Annotated in this window: 19 protein-coding genes; 11 read left to right on the top strand and 8 right to left on the bottom strand. The window is 65.1% G+C overall.

Translation table 11 applies throughout. From position 1 onward, the window contains the following. The first annotated feature begins 138 nt into the window (after positions 1-138). Positions 139-1,995 (top strand): propionyl-CoA synthetase, encoded by a 1,857-nt coding sequence (locus ACIGGF_RS12650; protein ID WP_397521658.1) that lies wholly within the window; start codon positions 139-141, stop codon positions 1,993-1,995. Positions 1,996-2,131: 136 nt separating this feature from the next. Beyond that, entirely contained in the window at positions 2,132-3,034 is a 903-nt protein-coding gene (locus ACIGGF_RS12645) for a DMT family transporter (RefSeq protein ID WP_397521657.1), read from the top strand. A gap of 6 nt (positions 3,035-3,040) precedes the next feature. On the opposite strand, the gene ACIGGF_RS12640 is transcribed toward ACIGGF_RS12645, so the two are convergent. Then, positions 3,041-4,369 (bottom strand): cryptochrome/photolyase family protein, encoded by a 1,329-nt coding sequence (locus ACIGGF_RS12640; RefSeq protein WP_397521656.1) that lies wholly within the window; start codon positions 4,367-4,369, stop codon positions 3,041-3,043. Between the two features lie 139 nt (positions 4,370-4,508). On the opposite strand from ACIGGF_RS12640, the gene ACIGGF_RS12635 reads away from it, so the two are divergent. From ACIGGF_RS12635 to ACIGGF_RS12625, 3 genes are read left to right on the top strand one after another with little or no spacing between them, the layout of a single operon-like run. Beyond that, on the top strand, positions 4,509-4,715 hold the full coding sequence (locus ACIGGF_RS12635; RefSeq protein WP_397521655.1) for a hypothetical protein: 207 nt from the start codon (positions 4,509-4,511) through the stop codon (positions 4,713-4,715). Between the two features lie 10 nt (positions 4,716-4,725). After that, complete coding sequence (locus ACIGGF_RS12630; RefSeq protein ID WP_397521654.1) at positions 4,726-5,454, top strand: response regulator transcription factor; 729 nt, start codon at positions 4,726-4,728, stop codon at positions 5,452-5,454. After that, complete coding sequence (locus ACIGGF_RS12625) at positions 5,451-6,752, top strand: sensor histidine kinase (RefSeq protein ID WP_397521653.1); 1,302 nt, start codon at positions 5,451-5,453, stop codon at positions 6,750-6,752. The genes ACIGGF_RS12630 and ACIGGF_RS12625 overlap by 4 nt, the downstream gene beginning before the upstream one ends. 60 nt (positions 6,753-6,812) lie before the next feature. On the opposite strand, the gene ACIGGF_RS12620 is transcribed toward ACIGGF_RS12625, so the two are convergent. Beyond that, the gene (locus tag ACIGGF_RS12620) at positions 6,813-7,172 is read right to left on the bottom strand and encodes an FKBP-type peptidyl-prolyl cis-trans isomerase (protein ID WP_032377394.1); all 360 of its coding nucleotides are present in this window, start codon (positions 7,170-7,172) and stop codon (positions 6,813-6,815) included. A gap of 168 nt (positions 7,173-7,340) precedes the next feature. On the opposite strand from ACIGGF_RS12620, the gene ACIGGF_RS12615 reads away from it, so the two are divergent. Further along, complete coding sequence (locus ACIGGF_RS12615) at positions 7,341-8,141, top strand: carbon-nitrogen hydrolase family protein (protein ID WP_397521652.1); 801 nt, start codon at positions 7,341-7,343, stop codon at positions 8,139-8,141. A gap of 49 nt (positions 8,142-8,190) precedes the next feature. Here the strand turns inward: ACIGGF_RS12615 and ACIGGF_RS12610 are convergent, their stop codons facing one another. After that, a complete protein-coding gene (locus tag ACIGGF_RS12610; protein WP_397521651.1) occupies positions 8,191-9,030 on the bottom strand; it encodes an alpha/beta fold hydrolase in 840 nt (279 codons plus the stop codon). A gap of 47 nt (positions 9,031-9,077) precedes the next feature. Here ACIGGF_RS12610 and ACIGGF_RS12605 point away from each other — a divergent pair, with 47 nt between their 5' ends. After that, a complete protein-coding gene (locus tag ACIGGF_RS12605; RefSeq protein WP_397521650.1) occupies positions 9,078-9,713 on the top strand; it encodes a TetR/AcrR family transcriptional regulator in 636 nt (211 codons plus the stop codon). Positions 9,714-9,880: 167 nt separating this feature from the next. Here ACIGGF_RS12605 and ACIGGF_RS12600 read toward each other — a convergent pair whose 3' ends face one another. The 5 genes from ACIGGF_RS12600 to pdxH form a co-directional block, all read right to left on the bottom strand. Continuing rightward, positions 9,881-11,179, bottom strand: a complete 1,299-nt coding sequence (locus tag ACIGGF_RS12600) for a citrate synthase (RefSeq protein WP_082521158.1) — start codon at positions 11,177-11,179, stop codon at positions 9,881-9,883. A gap of 70 nt (positions 11,180-11,249) precedes the next feature. Beyond that, complete coding sequence (locus ACIGGF_RS12595; protein ID WP_397521649.1) at positions 11,250-12,188, bottom strand: carbohydrate kinase; 939 nt, start codon at positions 12,186-12,188, stop codon at positions 11,250-11,252. Then, complete coding sequence (locus tag ACIGGF_RS12590) at positions 12,185-13,114, bottom strand: aldose 1-epimerase family protein (RefSeq protein WP_397521648.1); 930 nt, start codon at positions 13,112-13,114, stop codon at positions 12,185-12,187. Before ACIGGF_RS12590 ends, ACIGGF_RS12595 begins: the two co-directional genes overlap by 4 nt. Then, positions 13,098-14,381, bottom strand: a complete 1,284-nt coding sequence (locus tag ACIGGF_RS12585; protein ID WP_397521741.1) for an MFS transporter — start codon at positions 14,379-14,381, stop codon at positions 13,098-13,100. The genes ACIGGF_RS12590 and ACIGGF_RS12585 overlap by 17 nt, the downstream gene beginning before the upstream one ends. Before the next feature lie 5 nt (positions 14,382-14,386). Next, the gene (gene pdxH / locus ACIGGF_RS12580; RefSeq protein ID WP_397521647.1) at positions 14,387-15,061 is read right to left on the bottom strand and encodes a pyridoxamine 5'-phosphate oxidase; all 675 of its coding nucleotides are present in this window, start codon (positions 15,059-15,061) and stop codon (positions 14,387-14,389) included. Between the two features lie 78 nt (positions 15,062-15,139). On the opposite strand from pdxH, the gene ACIGGF_RS12575 reads away from it, so the two are divergent. From ACIGGF_RS12575 to ACIGGF_RS12560, 4 genes are all read left to right on the top strand, one after another. Continuing rightward, positions 15,140-16,258 (top strand): citrate synthase 2, encoded by a 1,119-nt coding sequence (locus ACIGGF_RS12575; protein WP_397521646.1) that lies wholly within the window; start codon positions 15,140-15,142, stop codon positions 16,256-16,258. A gap of 69 nt (positions 16,259-16,327) precedes the next feature. Beyond that, positions 16,328-17,449, top strand: coding sequence for a phosphoserine transaminase (gene serC / locus ACIGGF_RS12570; protein WP_397521645.1), 1,122 nt, complete (start codon positions 16,328-16,330; stop codon positions 17,447-17,449). Positions 17,450-17,722: 273 nt separating this feature from the next. Next, entirely contained in the window at positions 17,723-18,604 is an 882-nt protein-coding gene (sepH, locus tag ACIGGF_RS12565) for a septation protein SepH (protein ID WP_397521644.1), read from the top strand. Between the two features lie 84 nt (positions 18,605-18,688). Next, entirely contained in the window at positions 18,689-19,435 is a 747-nt protein-coding gene (locus ACIGGF_RS12560; protein WP_397521643.1) for a DUF6928 family protein, read from the top strand. Positions 19,436-19,485: the final 50 nt, after the last annotated feature.

Here is a 19,485-nt window from a genome sequence, read left to right as displayed (position 1 = left end):
GACGCCCCGCCGGTGAATATTGACGCCGCTTCGGGCACCAGTGCACACAACGACCGCCGGTCGACGGGATTGCGCCGGTCGTCGTCGGTAGTGCGCAACCTCGCCCGCACCATCCACCCTCGAACTACGCTCGCTGACATGAGTGGCGAGTATCGGCAGGCGTTCGACAGCAGCATCGACCAGCGCGAGGAATTCTGGCTCGACGCCGCCGCGGGAGTCGACTGGGACACCCCTCCCACCACCGCGTTCGACGGCTCGCACTGGTTTCCCGCAGCCCGCCTGAACACCTGCTTCAACGCGCTCGACCGGCACGTCGACGCCGGGAACGGCAACCGGACCGCGTTGATCTACGACTCCGCGATGCTCGGACTCACCCGCAGCTACACGTACGCCGAACTCCTCGACGAAACCGCGCGCTTCGCCGGAGTGCTGCGGGCGCAGGGAGTCGGCCCGGGCGACCGGGTGGTGATCTACCTGCCGATGATTCCCGAGGCCGTCATCGCGATGCTCGCGTGCGCCAGGCTCGGCGCGGTGCACTCGGTGGTGTTCGGCGGCTTCGCGGCCAAGGAACTCGCAGCCCGCATCGACGACGCCGAGCCGGTGCTGCTGATCACCGCGAGCGGTGGCTTCGAGCCGGGTCGCGTCATCGAGTATCTGCCTCTGGTGGCACGCGCGCTGACTCTCACCACCGCGAACACACCGTCGGTGATCGTGAAATCACGAGAGGGAATTCCCGGCGACCACGACTGGCTGGACTGGGACACCCTCATCGCCGACGCCACTGCCGCCCAACCGGTTTCAGTCCTGGCCACCGATCCGCTGTACATCCTGTACACCTCGGGCACCACCGGGAAGCCCAAGGGCGTGGTGCGGGACAACGGCGGTCATGCCGTCGCGTTGACGTGGTCGATGCGCAACATCTACGACGTCGGGGCCGGCCAGGTGATGTGGACCGCGTCCGATGTGGGCTGGGTCGTCGGACATTCGTACATCGTCTACGCGCCCCTGTTCGCCGGTGCCACGACAGTTCTGTACGAGGGTAAGCCTGTCGGCACTCCCGATGCCGGCGCGTTCTGGCGGGTGATCCAGGATCACGGAGTCCGCGCACTGTTCACCGCTCCGACCGCGCTGCGCGCCATCCGCAAGGTCGATCCTCATGCCGCCGAGCTCGAGAAATACGACACCTCCTCGCTCGAGACCCTGTTCGTCGCCGGCGAGCGCCTCGATCCCGATACCTACGAATGGAGTTCACGCACGCTCGATCGGCCCGTCGTCGACCATTGGTGGCAGACCGAGACCGGGTGGGCGATCTGCGCCAATCTTCGCGGGTTGGAACCACTTCCGATCAAACCCGGATCGCCGACTGTACCGGTACCGGGGTTCCAGGTCGGAATCCTCGACGCGTCGGGCAATCCCGTCGACGCCGGCACCGAGGGCAACATCGTCGTGCGGCTGCCCCTACCTCCGGGCGCTCTGGTGGGCTTGTGGAACGACGAATCACGTTTCCAGCGTTCCTATCTCGATACCTTCCCCGGCTACTACCTCACCGGAGATTCCGGATACATCGACGCCGACGGGTACGTCTACGTCCTCGGCCGCAGCGACGACGTCATCAATGTTGCCGGCCATCGCCTGTCGACAGGGTCGATGGAGGCGGTGCTGGCCGGCCACCCTGCCGTCGCCGAATGTGCCGTGATCGGCATTCACGACGACCTGAAAGGCCAGCGTCCCAGCGGCTATGTGGTGCTCAAAGCCGGGGAGACCATCACCGAGGAGCAACTGCGCACCGAACTGGTGGCCATGGTGCGCGACCAGATCGGTGCACTGGCGACGTTCCGCGACGTGACGATCGTCGGAGCGCTGCCGAAGACCCGATCGGGCAAGATCCTGCGTAAGACGATGCGCCAGATCGTCGCCGGCGAGGAGTACGGCGTGCCGTCGACCATCGAAGATCCGGCCGTCCTCGATGCGCTGGAGAAGTTGCTCGGCCGCTGACCGGTCGTGCGCGTTGTGCGTATACCCAGGTATGCACAACGCGCACGACGGGTGGGGACGCTCCCGGCGGAAATCGGTGCAACCATGGCCGAAAACCGCGCGCCATGGGGCACTCCCGCACAGTAGCGTCCTCCTCATGACAGATCTCGGCACCCGTTTCGCCGTCGACTGGCTCGCCCTCGGGGCCATCACCGTCACGGTGGTCTCGTGGGCCTCGGCCTTCGTTGCCATTCGCGGCGTCGGCGAATCCTTCGGTGCCGGGCCCCTGGCCTTGGGCAGGTTGTTGATCGGATCGTTCGCACTGGGCGCGATCGTGTTGATCAGAAGAGAGTGGGTGAGACCGAACCGCACACAGTGGCTGCAGATCATCAGCATCGGCGTGTTCTGGTTCGGCATCTACAACGTCTCACTCAATGCCGCCGAGCAACGCGTGGACGCCGGCACCACGTCGATGATCATTCAGATCGGGCCGATTCTCGTTGCCCTGTTCGCGGGACTGCTTCTGGGCGAGGGCTTTCCGAAGTGGCTGGTGATCGGTGCGGGCATAGCGTTCGCGGGCGCGGTCATGGTCGGCCTCGTCACGGCCACCACTACGACCACGACCACCAGAACCGACCCCGGCTTCCTCGGCATCGCACTGTGTCTGGTGTCTGCGGTGACCTACGCGATCGGCGTGCTCAGCCAGAAGCCGGTGCTGCGCACGATCCCCGGCCTGCAGGTCACGTGGATGGCCTGCACGATCGGCGCGGTGTGCACACTGCCTTTCGCTCCGGCCTTGCTCGACGACCTGTCGACGGCCTCGGCCGGTGCCACCGGCGGATTGGTCTATCTCGGCCTGGTGCCGACCGCATTGGCGTTCAGCACCTGGGCCTATGCGTTGACTCGCATGAACGCGGGCAAGCTCGGCATCACCACCTATGCCGTACCGCCGATCACCATCGTTCTGGCCTGGCTGTTGCTCGGCGAGATTCCGCACGTCCTCGCTGTGGTCGGCGGCGTCATCTGCCTGGTAGGAGTCGGGCTGTCCCGCAGGAGATAGCAGTCGCTAGATGGCCTTGAAACGAGCGATCGCCACTTCCCGCTCGTGTTTGTGGTCGACGATCGGCTCCACGTACTCCTTGGGTCGGCCGAACTTCAACGTGTGCACGGCTTTGCCCTCTTCGCCGCGTAGCTCCGGCACCCAACGTCGCACGTAGTCGCCGGTGGGGTCGAACTTCTCGCCCTGGGTGATCGGGTTGAACACTCGGAAGTACGGCGAGGCGTCGGTACCGGTTCCTGCGGTCCACTGCCACCCGTGCTGATTGTTCGCCAGATCGCCGTCGACGAGATGTTGCATGAAGTAGCGCGCTCCCCGCCACCAGGGCAGGTGCAGATCCTTGACGAGGAACGACGCGACGATCATCCGCACCCGGTTGTGCATCCACTTCTCCGAGTTCAATTGCCGCATACCGGCATCGACGATCGGAAAGCCGGTCTCGCCCTTGCACCAGGCATCGAACAGCTCGTCTGCGTGCTTGCCGGAGTCCAGTTCGATCTTGTCGAACTTCTTGACGTAGTTCTCCCTGGCACTGTCGGGACGCTGAAACAGTATGTCGGCGTAAAAGTCTCGCCAACAGATCTGCCGACGGTACGACGAGGCACCCTCGTTGCGGAGCTTGCCCAGATCGGCCAACATCGTTCGCGGGTGAATGGTGCCGTACTTCAGATGCACCGACATTCGGCTCGTCGAATCCAGATCGGGGCGGTTGCGCTCGTCGTCGTAAGCAGACACCTCGTCGAGAAAGTCTTTCCACTGCGCCAGCGCGGCTTTCTCGCCCGCGTCGGCGTCGGATGTCTCCTCCTCGCTCGGAACCTTCGCGCGCTTCACGCCTGTCACGTCGTCGGGATCGATCCACGTCGCGGTTTTCGCAGAGGTGTCGGCCGGTCCGCGCCAGCCGTGCTCCATCCACTGCCGTGAGTACGGCGTGAACACCTTGTACGGCTCGCCGTCGTTCTTGGTGATCCGCCCGGGCGCAACGGCATACGGCGAACCGGTCTCGACCAGATTGACCTTCTCTCCGACGGCCCTGTCTCGCTCGCGCCCGTAGGGACCGTAGTCGGCACTGATGTGAACGTCCTCGGCATCGATTGCCTTCGCCACCTTCGGAACCACGGTCTCGGGGTCGCCGTGCACCACCATCAACCTGCCGTCGAGCTGCTCGTTCAGTGCCTCCAGCGACCTGAACAGAAAGTCCCTGCGCGGACCGCCGGACGGCTTCAACAAACGGTCGTCCAGTACGAACAGGCCGAGTACCGGATCTTCGGACTCGGCAGCGGCGCTGAGTGTGGGTAGATCCCCCAGACGGAGATCACGGCGAAACCAGACGATCGACATGCGTTCAGTCTTACCCACCCCCGCCCCGAGCAACCCCCGGCGCGTCCGTTCGATTCTCAGAGAACCGCCAACGACGACTCACCAAGGCCGCAACATGGTGCCCTAGCTTGGGAAACACAGAAGAGAAAAGGAGAACATCATGACGAACATCCGCCCCTTCCCCGGCGCTCTTTCCCTGGTGAACAGCACCTGCACCTTCGAGAAGTACTACGAGCAGCTCTATGCCAAGGCACCGGCGCTCGCCTGGTCACTCGATGCCGACACCGTCCGACGCAGTGCGCTCGAGGAGTTCTTCGCCAAGACACCCGAGGAACGCCGCAGCACCGTCGACAGCTGGGTTGCCTAGCATTGGCCCGGTGACCGAATCGTCGAGTGCCCCCGCCACCGTCCTCGTCGTCGACGACGATGCCGACGTGTTGTCGTCGTTACAACGCGGACTGCGCCTGTCCGGGTTCACCGTCATCACGGCATCCGACGGCGCGGAGGCGCTCGGCGTGGTGTCGAGAACCTCGCCCGACGCGATCGTGCTCGACATCAACATGCCGGTGCTCGACGGGGCCAGCGTGGTGACCGCGTTGCGCGCGATGGGGAACGACATCCCCATCTGCGTGCTCAGCGCCCGCAGCTCGGTGGACGATCGCATCGCGGGCCTCGAATCGGGGGCCGACGACTATCTCACCAAGCCCTTCGTGCTGGCCGAACTGGTTGCGCGGATTCGCGCGATGCTCCGTCGCCGCGGCACCAATCCGGTTGTGCCGGCAGCTGATTCGGGAGTACCGAACTCGGCGGTGGCCATCGGGAGCCTCGTGGTCGACATTCCCGGGTATCGCGTGCATCGCGGCGGAGTCGACATCGACCTCACCAAACGTGAATTCGAGCTGCTGGCCATCCTGGCACGGAACAAGGGCGTGGTGCTCACACGTGAGCGCCTACTCGAACTGGTATGGGGCTACGACTTCGTCGCCGACACCAACGTCGTCGACGTGTTCGTCGGCTATCTTCGTCGCAAACTGGAATCCGACGGTTCACCGCGAATCCTGCACACCGTCCGCGGCGTCGGGTTCGTCGTGAGGGACGCCGCATGAGCTTTTCGCTGCGCGCCCGCGTCGCTGCCGCTACGGCCCTCGGTGCCACCCTGGTGGTTGCGGCACTCGCAGTGGTCACCTCGGTGGCCATTTCCCGCAACAACGTCAACCAGCTCGACGAGCGATTGACGACGGCATCGCAGGTGCTGGTGCCGAACTCGTCGACATTGGAAGCTTTCATAGATCAGCTGTCCGGCGCATTCGCCGTCACCATTCGCAGCGGCGACATCGTGGTCGCATCCACACCGACGCGGCTGCCCGCGCTCGAGACCGGGTCGCAGACCGTCGCGGTGGACGGTCAACGCTTCCGGGTCTACACCGCGGTCTCGACAGTGGTCTCGTCGATCTCCATTTCCGTCGGCGTGCCGGCCATCGAAGCGCAACAGGTAACCGACGAACAACAGAGGCAAGTACTCCTGTTGGGGCTCGCTGCAGTCGCCGTATCCACCGGTTTGGGATGGCTCTTCGGCGGCCGAGCCGTCCGGCCGCTCGTGACGTTGACCAAGCAGGTCAGTGCTCAACCGCCGACCGCTCCCGAAACCCGCACCGGCGTCACCGAAGCGGACGCCCTCGCCGTCGCGATCGGAGGCATGCTCACCAGACTCAACGAGGCACAGGACCGCACCAATGCTGCCCTGGACACCGCACGCGATTTCGCGGCCGTCTCTGCCCACGAACTGCGGACCCCGCTGACGGCGATGCGTACCGACATCGAGGTCCTGCGAACCCTCGACCTCGAACCCGCCCAGCAGCAGGAGATCTTGGTCGACCTCGAACGAACGCAGGGACGAGTGGAGACGACGCTGACTGCGCTGGAACGGCTGGCGTCGGGCGAATTGTCCAGTGACGCCGACAGAGTCGAGACCGACATCATCGACATCTGCGACGTCGCTGCCCAGGATGCGCAACGTCAGCACCCCGAACTCGACATACGAGTGAAATCCGCCGCCGACTGCGAGATCACGATGCGCGCACTGCCGACAGGACTGCGATTGGCCGTCGACAACGTGATCGGTAATGCCGTCCGGCACGGCAACGCAACCTCGATCGTCATCACCGCCGAGCGGATGGACACGATTGTGCGAATCCTGATCGACGACAACGGATCCGGGGTTCCCGCCGAGGAGCGCGAAACGGTGTTCGGCCGCTTCGAGCGCGGCACCAGAGCAGCCAAGGGCGGTTCCGGCCTCGGCCTGGCCCTGGTAGCGCAGCAAGCCGAATTGCACGGTGGCCGTGTCTATCTGACCGACAGTCCACTGGGCGGCGCGCGCCTGGTGCTGGAGTTGCAGACACGCTGACCAGCGGCTCCCGGCCCAGCCGCACCGACCTCGCGGGGTCCCGCGAAGTCGCTCGCGCGATTACTTGACGTCGAGCAGATCGATGACGAACACGAGCGTCTTGCCGGAGAGGCGATGACCTGCGCCGGCGGGACCGTAGGCGAGCTCCGGCGGGATGGTGAGCTGGCGACGTCCGCCGACCTTCATTCCGGGAATGCCGTCCTGCCATCCCTGGATCAGACCCCGCAGCGGGAACTGAATGGACTCGCCGCGGTTCCAGGACGAATCGAACTCTTCGCCCGAATCGAACTCGACGCCGACGTAGTGCACCTCGACGGTGCCGCCTGCTACTGCCTCTGCGCCGTCACCCTCGACGAGGTCGACCGTCACCAAGTCCAAGGGAGCCGGTCCGGCCTGAAATTCGATCACTGGCTTCGTCACTGAAGTCTCCTGCGGTTGATGCCGGCCCGCCGACGCCGACTGTGGTGCTCTGGGCATGTTCCAGCCCGACTTTACGTCGTAGACGGGGGCCGACGGGCGCTGGCACCCGAAAATGACACATATCCGCTGGTCGGAGAGGCCCACAGCGCGGGGCATACGATGTAATACATGAGCGACACCATCCGCGTCAGTCTCGCCCAGATCACCAGCGGCGAAGACCCCGCCGAGAATCTCGAACTCATCGATACTCATGCCCGCGCTGCCGCCGACGCAGGATCGAGTCTGGTCGTGTTTCCCGAAGCAACGATGAGGTGCTTCGGCGGGCCGATCCGAAAGTTCGCCCAACCCCTCGACGGCGAATGGGCGAACGCCGTCCGAGAGATCGCGTCGGATGTCGGAATCACGGTCGTCGCAGGCATGTTCACTCCCGCCGCGAACGACAAGATCACCAACACCTTGCTCGTCACCGGACCCGGCGTCGAGGCGAGCTACGACAAGATTCACCTGTTCGATGCCTTCGGGTTCGCCGAATCCGACACCGTCGCACCGGGTTCGGACCCGCTGATGGTAGACATCTCCGGCGTACGAGTGGGCTTCGCGACCTGCTATGACATTCGATTCCCGGCGCTGTTCCAGAAACTGGGCGACCTCGGCGCGCAACTCGTCGTAATTCCGGCATCGTGGGGATCGGGTGACGGAAAGATCGATCAGTGGACCCTGCTGGCCCGCGCCCGCGCGTTGGATTCCACCACCTTCGTTGCGGCCTGCGATCAGGCCGAACCCGCTGCCGCCGAGGGCAGTGCACCCCTGGGCGTGGGCCACAGCATCGTGTGCTCCCCCACCGGCCAGATCCTCGGTCAACTCGATGCCACGCCCGGCATGCTGACCATCGACATCCACACCGAGTTGGTCGACGCCGTGCGCAAAAGCCTGCCGGTGCTGCAGAATCGCAAGCACTTCGACGCCTGACGCAGCCGCGAACTCGAAGTTGGGGATGGATTCCGACCGAAAAACGTCCCTAACTTCGAGCTCGGCGAAGATCTGCGCGGGTGGACCAGAATTGGTGGACCACTTCGGCCACTTGCTCGGGCTGCTCCAATGCCGGTATCACTCGCGCACCTCGGACCGTCGCCTCGCGCGCATCTGTCATCGTGGCCACGACGGCACGCGCTTCCTCCGGCGTCCACTCACCCCGGTCGTCGGTGGTGACGAACAGCGTCGGGCACATCAAAGCCTGTGCAGCCCAATTCAAGTCCGTTCGATTCAGGATCGCCGTCTCGATGGCCAGTATCGTCGCTCGTCGGCCTGCGCGTCCGAGCGCATCGCGCAACAACTGCACGGCCTCGGGGTCGTGTGCCCGCGCGTGATCGGTGAAGATCGTCTCCTCGATGGCCGATCGCACCGGGCCGCGAGGACCGATGAGGCGGTACAGCGGCAGCAGCATTCGAACCTTGCGACGCAACGCCGTATCGATCGGATGCGTCGGCGCGCTGATCGCGACGAGGCTCGCGATCAGATCCGGCCGTCGGGCAGCGACCTCCATGCCGACATGACCGCCCCAGGCGTTACCGACCCAGTCGACGCTGCCGATTCCCCATCGTCGCTGCATCTCTTCGAGTAGGTCGACAGCCGCATCTGCACAACCGGAGATGTCCGTGGCCGCACGCAGCGGATCGCGCGACCCGCAGGACGGTGCGTCGACGAGATACAGCGTGCGGTCGGCGGCGAGCATCGGCACCACGCGGTCCCAGCTCGACGAGTCGACGAACATGCTGTGCCACAGCACAACCGGTGGTCCTGTTCCCGTGACCCTGACGTGCAGCCGACCGAGACGCGTATCGATGTGGAGTCCGTTCATATTTGACATTACACAGTGTAATTTCAATTCTGTCTAGACTGCACTTCATGGCCAGGACTTACTCGTCGGACGTGCGCACCGAGCGCGCTCGACTCAACCGCGCAGCAGTGATCGACGCTGCCCACACGATGTTCCTGAGCCGAGGGTGGGTCGCCACGACGATGGCCGACGTGGCATCGGCGGCCGGCCTGACCCGGCAGACCGTCTATCAGCAATTCGACGGAAAACTCGCATTGTTGGACGGATGCATCGACAGTGCGCTCTCGAACGGCCTGGACTCGCCCGTCCGCGAGATGCCGGACTACGAGAAGATGGGCACCGGAACCTTCGACGAACGACTCGCCGCGGGCGCGGCCTGGCTCCGCGGCGCCCACGAACGATCCGCGGCGATCCAACATGTGCTCGACGAGGCTGCAGTGGTGGATCCTGTTGCTGCGCAACGACTCACGGTCCGAGAGCAGACGCGATGGGACGAGAACCGGTGGGCAGCCGGGCTCATCCTCGGCAGCCCTCCGCCGGACGCGGTGGTCGACGCCATGTGGCTGCTCACGGCTCGTTCGGTGTGGTTGAGATTGACCCGCGAGCGCGGATGGACCTCCGAGCAATGGGAGCAGTGGTTCATCGCGCACGCTCGGACAGAACTCTGGCCGCGGGCCGCAAATCCCGAGATTGCAGTTACGTAGCCGAATGTGGCCAGATCGCCCGCGTAACTGCGAACTCGGTGCGCGAACTCGAAGTTGGGGATGGATTCCGGCCGAATTACGTCCATAACTTCGAGTTCGGCGGGGCAACGGAAACAACAACGCCGCCGAACCCTGATGGGCTCGGCGGCGTTGTCGTGAAGCGAAGGCTAGCGGGAGCTGACGTCCTGGTAGTCGCGCTCGGTGTAGCCGGTGTAGATCTGACGGGGACGGCCGATCTTGCCGGTCGTGTCCTCGTTCTGCTCGCGCCAGTGCGCGATCCAACCCGGGAGACGGCCCATCGCGAACAACACCGTGAACATGCGCGGCGGGAAGCCCATCGCGCGGTAGATCAGGCCGGTGTAGAAGTCCACGTTGGGGTAGAGCTTGCGCTCGACGAAATAGTCGTCGGTCAAAGCGGTCTCTTCGAGCTTGAGGGCGATCTCGAGCAGCTCGTCGCCGTTGCCCAGCTTGCCGAGGATCGTGTGCGCCGTTTCCTTGACCAGCGTCGCGCGCGGATCGAAGTTCTTGTACACACGGTGTCCGAAGCCCATGAGCTTGACGCCGTCTTCCTTGTTCTTCACTCGACGCAGGAAGTCGGTGGCGTCGCCGCCCTCGGCCTTGATCTTGTCGAGCATCTCGAGCACGGCCTGGTTGGCTCCGCCGTGCAGCGGGCCCCACAGCGCGTTGATGCCGCCGGAGATCGAGGTGAAGAGGTTGGCCTGCGAGGATCCGACGAGGCGGACCGTCGAGGTCGAGCAGTTCTGCTCATGATCGGCATGCAGGATCAGCAGCATGTCGAGTGCCTTGACGATCTCGGGATCGACCTCGTACGGCTCGGCCGGGAAGCCGAACGTCATGCGCAGGAAGTTCTCGACCAGGCTCTTCGAGTTGTCCGGGTACAGGAACGGCTGACCGACCGACTTCTTGTAGGCGTAGGCCGCAATGGTCGGCAACTTTGCCAGCAGACGAATCGTGGAGAGCTCGACCTGCTCGGGATCGTTGGGCTCCAGCGAATCCTGGTAGTACGCCGACAGTGCGTTGACCGCACTGGACAGCACCGGCATCGGGTGCGCGTTGCGCGGGAAGCCGTCGAAGAACCGCTTGAGGTCCTCGTGCAAAAGCGTGTGGCGACGGATGCGGTCGGTGAACGTCTCGAGCTCATCTGCGGACGGCAGCTCCCCGTAGATCAACAGGTAGCTGACCTCGATGAACGACGACTTGCCCGCAAGCTGTTCGATCGGGTACCCGCGGTAGCGCAGGATGCCCGCGTCACCGTCGATGTAGGTGATGGCCGACTTGGTGGACGCGGTGTTGACGAACCCGCCGTCCAGCGTCGTATAACCGGTGGTAGCCAGCAACTTTCCCAGTTCGATGCCGTTGTTGCCTTCGGAGGCCTCGGCAATCGACATGGAGTATTCGCCACCGGGATAGGTGAGGGTGGCTTTGGCATCATTCTCAGCGGGCACGAATGGTCCCTCTCGAACTCGTGTAACGGACACGTACTTAAAACGGACAGTTCTTACGTCGATAGTGAAACTAGTCTCTCGACGCCTCGGACGCCCAGGGAGGGTCGGCACCGGGGCGCGAAACCGTGATTGCCGCAGCCCTTGCGGCGAACGAAAGAGCGTGTCGCCAATCTTCCCCGGTCATCCCGCGTACCGCTTTCGATGTGACGATGGTCTCTTTTTCCAAGTAGCTCAACAATGCGCCGTGCACGGTGTCACCAGCGCCGATCGTGTCGACCACGTCGACGGCCACACCCGGTACCGAGATTTCGTCGGCCGAGGTGAACACCGAGATGCCGTCGCCGCCGCGGGTCATCACCACCGCGGTGACTCCGGCAGCAAGCCAGTCGTCGACCGTGGTGCCCTGGGTTCCGAGCCCCAACCAGTACGAGTCGTCCTCGGACACCTTGAGGATGTCGATGCTCGGGAGCCACGAGCGGAAGCGGTCACGGAAGCCGTCGGCGGTGATGTCTCCACTGGTGCTGTCGATGGCGGCCGGTCGGATGTTGGGGTCGAGCATCGTGAGCTTGCCCGCCGCCCGAGCCCGGTGCAGCAAGCCCGCGTACATCGATGCACCCGGCTCGTAGAGCAACGACAACGTGCCGAAGGACAGAACGCTGATCTCGTCGGGCAGGTCACCGGGGTCGGCGACGAGGCGGTCGGCGGTGCCGTCGGCGTAGAACGAGTACTCGGCGCTGCCGTCGTCCGCGAGAGTGGTCATGGCCAGCGTCGTCGGCTCGTCGCCGCGCTGCACCCAGGAGGTGTCGACGCCTGCATCGCGCAGACTCGCCAGAATCTGCTCACCGAAACCGTCGCGCGAGATGCGCGACAGATACGCCACGGGAGAACCCAACCGGCCGATGGACACCGCCACGTTGAACGGTCCACCGCCCAGCTTGGGTGAGAGCAGCGGGCCCTCGTGCACCGGAACCAGATCGACCAATGCCTCGCCGCACACCAGAATCGTCACTTCTCGTACCTCATTCCCCACGTGCCGGACCAGGTTTGCCCCGGGCCAAGCACGATCAGATCGATCTCGGAGTTCAACGCATCGGGCGGACACGTCATCGGCTCGATCGCCAACGCCCGCCCACGGTCCGGGTAGGCCTGATCGTTGGCCGGATCGGCGGTGAACACCTGCACCCAGCCGAAGTTGTTGTCGGTCCACAGCACCGTCGCGGTGCCATCGGGGCCCCGAAGAGTGTGCGTCGCACGCCCGTCGGCCTCGGGCAGCGACGCGCTGAACGGGGTGTCCAACTGCACGCCCTGCAGCGTGCGCGGCTCCCGGAAGTCGTACTCGGTATCGGCCGTCGGCACCGAATTGCCCACGGGCAGGTTGCGCTCCGGATCGAGCGGCAGCCGCGTACCCGCAGACAGTTCGAGCGTGCACTCGTCGAGCGGCACGTCGCCCACTCGGACGTAGGTGTGGAAACCCATTCCGTACGGCGCGGCGGTGTCACCGGTGTTGGTGGCCGTCGCGGTCACGGTGAGACCGTCCGCCGACAGCTCGTGGACCACGGTCACGGTCAACGAGAACGGCCATCCCGGGTGCTGCCCCACCTCGACGCTCTGCTCGACGCGACTGTCGGTGTGGTCGACCAGCGTCCACGACGCGCGTCGGACGAAACCGTGGCTGGCGTTGTTACGCGACGGCTCGGAAATCTCCATCCGATGCTCGACGCCTTCGAGCGTGAACGTGCCGTCGGCCGTCCGATTGGGCCATGGGGCCAACACCAGCCCCGCCGAGAGCGGCGGCTTCGAACCGGCCGCCCAGGTCTCGGTGAGCGGCGAGCCGTCGTACTCGAGAACCCGCAGGCCCGCTCCGACGGCAGCGATGTCTGCCCGATATTTGCCGCTCGTCAACGAGTAGGTCTGCGCGTCAGCCATGGGAGCCATTCTTTACTACGGCACCCACTCGATACCGGATGAATGCCGGAAGAGCCAGCGCAGCGATCGAGACACCGATGACGACCAGCACGCCTCCGCCTGCCGCGGCGGCTGCCGTCCCCACCGAGGCGGCCGCGGCACCGTGCAGCACGTCGCCGATACGGGGTCCTCCCGCGACGACGACGATGAAGACACCCTGCAGTCGGCCGCGCATCTCGTCGGTGGCAACCGTCTGCAACATCGTGCTGCGGAACGCCGCCGAGATCATGTCGGCTCCGCCGCCGAGGGCCAGGAACGCCAGCGCGAACCACAGGGCCACCGAGGTCGCCCCGGCGGTCGCCGCGCCCACTGCGAGGCCGAATCCGATCATCGCCGCACCCCACACGACGATGCAGATCAGTACCGCCAGGCCCTGCCTGCGCACCCGTGGGAGCCAACCGGAGAACACTCCACCCACCACCGCGCCCGCGGACATCGCTGCGAACAGCATGCCCAGCACCGGCCCGCCCGACACCGGATCGCCGAAACTCTCGTGTGCGATCTGCGGGAAGAGCGCACGGGGCATGCCGAACACCATCGCGATGATGTCGACGACGAACGATGCCAGCAGTACCTTCTGCGTGGCCAGATAGGCGAAACCGTCGAACACCGAACGCAATCCGGCTCGTTGCCCCGATGTCGCCGGCGGAATTCCTGGCAGTCGGATCACGGCCCACAGGGTTGCGAACAGTGCGATGGTGTCGATCAGATAGAGGGTTTCGAGCCCGATGTAATAGATCAGAATGCCGGCACTGAGCGGGCCGGCGATGGCACCGAAGTTGAACACCGTCATGTTCAGCGAGTTCGCCGCGGGCAACTGTTCGGCAGGCAGAATTCTGGGGAGAATTGCGCTACGGGTGGGCTGATTCACCGCGAAGAAGGCTTGCTGAACGGCCAAGAGCACCAGAATGATCCACACGTTGTTCAGGCCGAGGAACGCCTGCAGCCAGAACAGTGCCGATGTTCCGATCAGACCGCACGTGGTGATCATCAGCAGAGTGCGGCGGTCCATCACATCGGCCAGCGCGCCGCCCCACAGACCGAACACGATGAGCGGAACCAGAGCGAACACGCCCGTCAGCCCCACGTAGGCCGAGCTCAGCGTGATCTGGAATACCTGTTGCGGCACAGCGACTATGGAGAGCTGAGCGCCGATGACCGTGACGATGTTCGCCAACCACAACCGGCGATAGGCCGGGGTCTTCAGCGGCGTCGTGTCGGCAAGAATGCCGCGCAATCCGCTCACGGTTGCAGGCGCTCGATCACACCACTTGCCACCGTCAGGCGGATTCGGTTGTGCATGCGGCTGGTTCGGCCCTGCCAGAATTCGACCGTGTCCGGTACGACGCGAAAGCCGCCCCAGTTCGGCGGTACTGGTACGTCGACGCCGTCGAACGTTGCGGTGACCTCGGCCAGTTTGGCCGCCAGGTTTTCTCGCGAGCCGACGGGTCGCGACTGTTCCGACGCCCATGCCCCCAGCTGGGAGCCTCGCGGTCTGGTGCGCCAATAGGTTTCGGTGGTCTCGGCGTCGACCTTGACCACCGAGCCGCGGACCGTGAGTTGCCGGGCACTGGCGATCCACGGGAAGGTCACCGATGCGTAGGGATTGACCGAGAGCGCACGGCCCTTGTCCGAGTCGTAGTTGGTGTAGAACACCACGCCGTCCGCGTCGAGGCCCTTGCACAGCACGGTGCGGGTGGCGGGGCGTCCTGCCTCGTCGACGGTGCCCAACACGATGGCATTGGGCTCGGGCAGATCTGCCGCGACCGCGTCGGCCAACCATTGCTGTGCCAGCGGGAACCACCCGCCGGACAGAGCGTCGACATCGAGGTCTTCGGGCTCGCCGTAATCGACCCGCATATTCGCCAGGCGCTGTTCATCTGCAGACACGAACCCAGACGCTACTCCCGCGTACATGCTCGCTATGGTTCTGGCACAGTACGCCCGGATGCGGCGCAGAGCCGGGCGCAAACGCGACGAGGGAGTCCACAGGCCATGGCTGTTCAACACGTTCCCGAGGATTTCGTGCCCGGTCTCGAAGGTGTCGTCGCCTTCACCTCCGATATCGCCGAACCCGACAAGGACGGCGGCGCACTGCGCTACCGCGGCGTCGACATCGAGGAACTCGTCGCGCAGAACGTCACCTTCGGCGATGTGTGGGCCCTGCTCGTCGACGGCGAGTTCGGACGCGGTCTGCCCCCGGCCGAGCCGTTTCCCCTCCCCATCCACACCGGCGACGTCCGCGTCGACGTCCAAGCCGGCCTGGCGATGCTCGCTCCCATCTGGGGGTATCAGCCGGTGCTCGACATCGACGACTCCACCGCACGAGACAACCTTGCTCGCGCGTCGGTGATGGCACTGTCCTACGTTGCCCAGTCCGCTCGCGGGATCTACCAACCCGCTGTGCCGCAGAGCCGCATCGATCAGGCAGCCACCGTCACCGAGCGCTTCATGGTCCGCTGGAAGGGTGAGCCCGACCCCGCTCACGTCGCCGCAATCGACGCCTACTGGGTCTCGGCCGCCGAGCACGGCATGAACGCATCGACGTTCACCGCCCGCGTCATCGCCTCTACCGGAGCCGACGTCGCAGCCTGCCTCTCCGGAGCCATCGGTGCGATGTCCGGGCCGCTGCACGGCGGTGCGCCCGCCCGCGTGCTGCCGATGATCGAGGAAGTCGAAAAGACAGGCGACGCCCGCGCGCTGATCACCGGCATCTTGGACCGCAAGGAAAAGCTCATGGGCTTCGGGCACCGCGTGTACCGCGCCGAGGACCCGCGTGCCCGAGTGCTGAGGGCTACTGCAAAGCGGCTGAACGCACCCCGCTACGAGGTTGCCGCTGCTCTCGAACAAGCCGCCTTGACCGAACTTCGTGAGCGCCGCCCCGATCGAGCCATCGAGACCAACGTGGAGTTCTGGGCCGCGGTGATCCTCGACTTCGCCGAGGTCCCCGCACACATGATGCCCGCGATGTTCACCTGCGGGCGCACGGCCGGCTGGTGCGCTCACATTCTCGAGCAGAAGCGCCTGGGCAAGCTGGTACGCCCCGCCGCCCTCTACACCGGACCAGAACCGCGCACCCCGGACTCTGTCGACGGCTGGGACCAGATCCGGTAGTCGACGGTGTCATGACACCCGACTAGCCTGTGGATGCCATATTCCCTCGACGCTAGGACGCGCTACTCCATGGCCGATTTGCCGAACATTCCCGCCGATCTCCTGCCCGCCGACGGACGCTTCGGTTGCGGCCCGTCCAAGGTTCGCCCCGAGCAGCTGCAGTCCCTGGTCGACGTCGGTGCGTCCGTGTTCGGCACCAGCCATCGCCAGAAGCCCGTCAAGGACGTCGTCGGCCGCGTCCGCAGCGGCTTGAACGACCTGTTCTCGCTGCCCGAGGGCTACCAGGTCGTTCTCGGCAACGGTGGCACCACGGCGTTCTGGGACGCCGCAGCGTTTGGCCTCATTCGCGAGAAGTCGCTGCACCTGACGAACGGCGAGTTCAGCTCCAAGTTCGCTTCGGTGGCCAAGAACAACCCGTTCATCGGTGACCCGATCGTCGTCAAGGCCGAGCCGGGCAGTGCACCCGAGCCCACCTCCGACCCGTCCGTCGACCTCATCGGCTGGGCCCACAACGAGACCTCGACGGGCGTGGCCATTCCGGTCAGCCGTCCGGCCGGCTCGGAGAACGCCCTCATCGCGATCGACGCCACGTCCGGTGCGGGCGGTCTGCCGGTGAACGTCGCCGATTCGGACGTCTACTACTTCGCTCCGCAGAAATGCTTCGCCGCCGACGGCGGGCTGTGGGTCGCACTGATGAGCCCGGCCGCGCTCGCTCGCGTCGACGAGATCGCGTCCAGCGGACGTTGGGTACCGGACTTCCTGTCGTTGCCGATCGCGGTCGACAACAGCAGCAAGGACCAGACCTACAACACCCCGGCGTTGGCGACACTGCTGATGTTCGCGGACCAGATCGAGTGGCTCAACGGCAAGGGTGGCCTGGACTGGGCCACCTCGCGCACCGCCGATTCCTCGTCACGCCTGTACGACTGGGCCGAGAAGAGCGAGTTCGCGACGCCGTTCGTGACGAACCCGGATCACCGCAGCCAGGTCGTCGGAACCATCGACTTCGACGAGAAGGTCGACGCGGCCCAGGTTGCGAAGATCCTGCGCGCCAACGGCGTCGTCGACACCGAGCCGTACCGCAAGCTCGGACGCAATCAGCTTCGTGTCGGTATGTTCCCCGCCATCGAGCCGGACGACATCACCGCGCTGACCAAGAGCATCGACTGGGTCGTCTCCACGCTGGGCTAGCTTGCCGCTCTCGCGCTCCCTTCGAGTCCTGCACTTGCCGTTTGTCGAGCAAGCATCACGGACTCGGAGGGAGCGTTCGTGCAATGAGGTTGTCTCGCAATCGATTCGGTTGAACTTCGACCGATCGGGTGCAGCCCGGCGCGCAGCTGTCTACTCTCTGAGAGAGAAACGATCACCGGCGGACGCGATGCGTGTCGAACACCCACCGGATGCGGCCGGTGAACTAGGGTCGAAGGCGACGGTATCGCGAGCCGGCGCGATGAGGAGGTCACAGTGCGAGACTTACATGTGGTGGGTCTCGAGGCCGACGGAAAGTTCGTCGTGTGCGCAGATCCCAAGACCGGCGACAGATTCCGGCTTCCAGCCGACGACAAACTCCGCGCAGCCTCCCGCGGCGACATCGCTCGACTAGGACAGATTGAGATCGAAATGGACAGCTTGCTTCGTCCGAAAGAAATCCAGGCTCGAATCCGAAGTGGAGCGACCATCGAACAGGTCGCCGCCGACTCCGGAATGGCCGTCAGCCGCGTCGAGGTGTTCGCTCACCCCGTTCTGCTCGAGCGCTCGCAGGCCGCGTCGATGGCTCAGGCAGGCCATCCGTTGCGCCACGACGGTCCCGCCGTTCAGACTTTGCTAGACATCGTCACGCTTGCCTTCCGCGCTCGGGGCCACAACCTCGACGACGCCGAGTGGGACGCCTGGCGCGACGAGGACAACAAGTGGGTCGCGCAGCTCAAGTGGCAGGCCGGACGCACCACCAACAAGGCCCACTGGCAGTTTTTGCCCGACGGGCACGGCGGCACCATCGCACCGCTCGACGACACCGCACACGAACTGATCGATCCCGACTTCGGACGCCAACTACGCGGTCTGGCTCCGGTGCGGGCCCTGACGTCCGCAGACGACGAAGCCTCTCAGCAGAGCTTCGACGAGTACTACGGCACCACCTCCGACAGCGAGCTGGAGTCCGAGACCATCGAGGTGGACGAGGCTCCGGCCCCCGAAGTCGAGCAGCCACGCGAGCCGGCGGCCAGAGAACCGAAGCCTGCACCCAAGGCTGCACCTCATCAGGGCGGCAAGGACAAGCGCGGCAAGCCGGCCATGCCATCCTGGGAAGACGTCCTGCTCGGCGTACGCAGCAGCGGTCACAACTGACTCCACCGATGACCGATTCACCGCTCGGTGACAAATCGCCGACGCTCACACCGTAGGCTTTCGACGGAGCTTACGGAGAGAGAGGTGCCGGTAGTGGGGGCCAAAGCGTCAACGATCTGGTACGTGGACACACCTGATCCAATTTCTGTCCTCCGAGAGGCAACCACCTCGGACTGGAACGCTGCGACAGCCCTCGTCGGCCGTCTGTACCCCCACCTGACCGCGGTGCCCTTCGACCAGGCACCGATATCGACATCCGCAGGGGTGGACGACGATCATGTCTTCATCGGCTGCTACCCGGGCGTCACCGTGGTGTGCGGGTCCAATCTGTCGGTGCCCACACCGTCGACGCTGCCCGAATCGATCACTCGTCCCCTCGCGTCGGAGCACACCTACCTCGTCGCCTCCGATCCCCAGCACGCGTGGGGCGCATTCGCCTACTGGGAACGCGGTGAATTCCGGCGTTCGTTCAGCGCCACTCCGGTCTACATCTACGAAGATGCGGGCCTACCGCTGGTGTGGGAGCGATCTTTCTGGGCCGGCGAGCATCCGCTGGTCTATCCCCCCGGCGTGATGCCGGATCCGCAGTCTCTGCCGTTTCACCCGCAGGAATTCGCCGAGGCCGCCAACGCCGAATGGCTCGGATTTCGCTACACCGGTGCTCCGCACGCCGAGGAGTTCGATCCGGCCTCGCTCCCGGTCTGCGGCTTCACGATGTACGTTCCCGGGCAGGAACCGCAGCCTCGGAATATGCAGGCCATGAACCCGCCCGCCCCGGAATCGACCGAGCCGGCGCCGCGACCGAAGAAGCGTTGGTTCTCGCGCAAATAGTTGGCTCGGTGTGGGCACCGTTGCACACAACGATCGCCGGTCGACGGGTT

The organism is Rhodococcus sp. NPDC078407 (assembly GCF_044542515.1).
Taxonomy (GTDB): domain Bacteria; phylum Actinomycetota; class Actinomycetes; order Mycobacteriales; family Mycobacteriaceae; genus Rhodococcoides.
The sequence above is the reverse complement of the archived record's forward strand: the minus strand, read 5'-3'. Positions and strand labels throughout refer to the sequence as shown.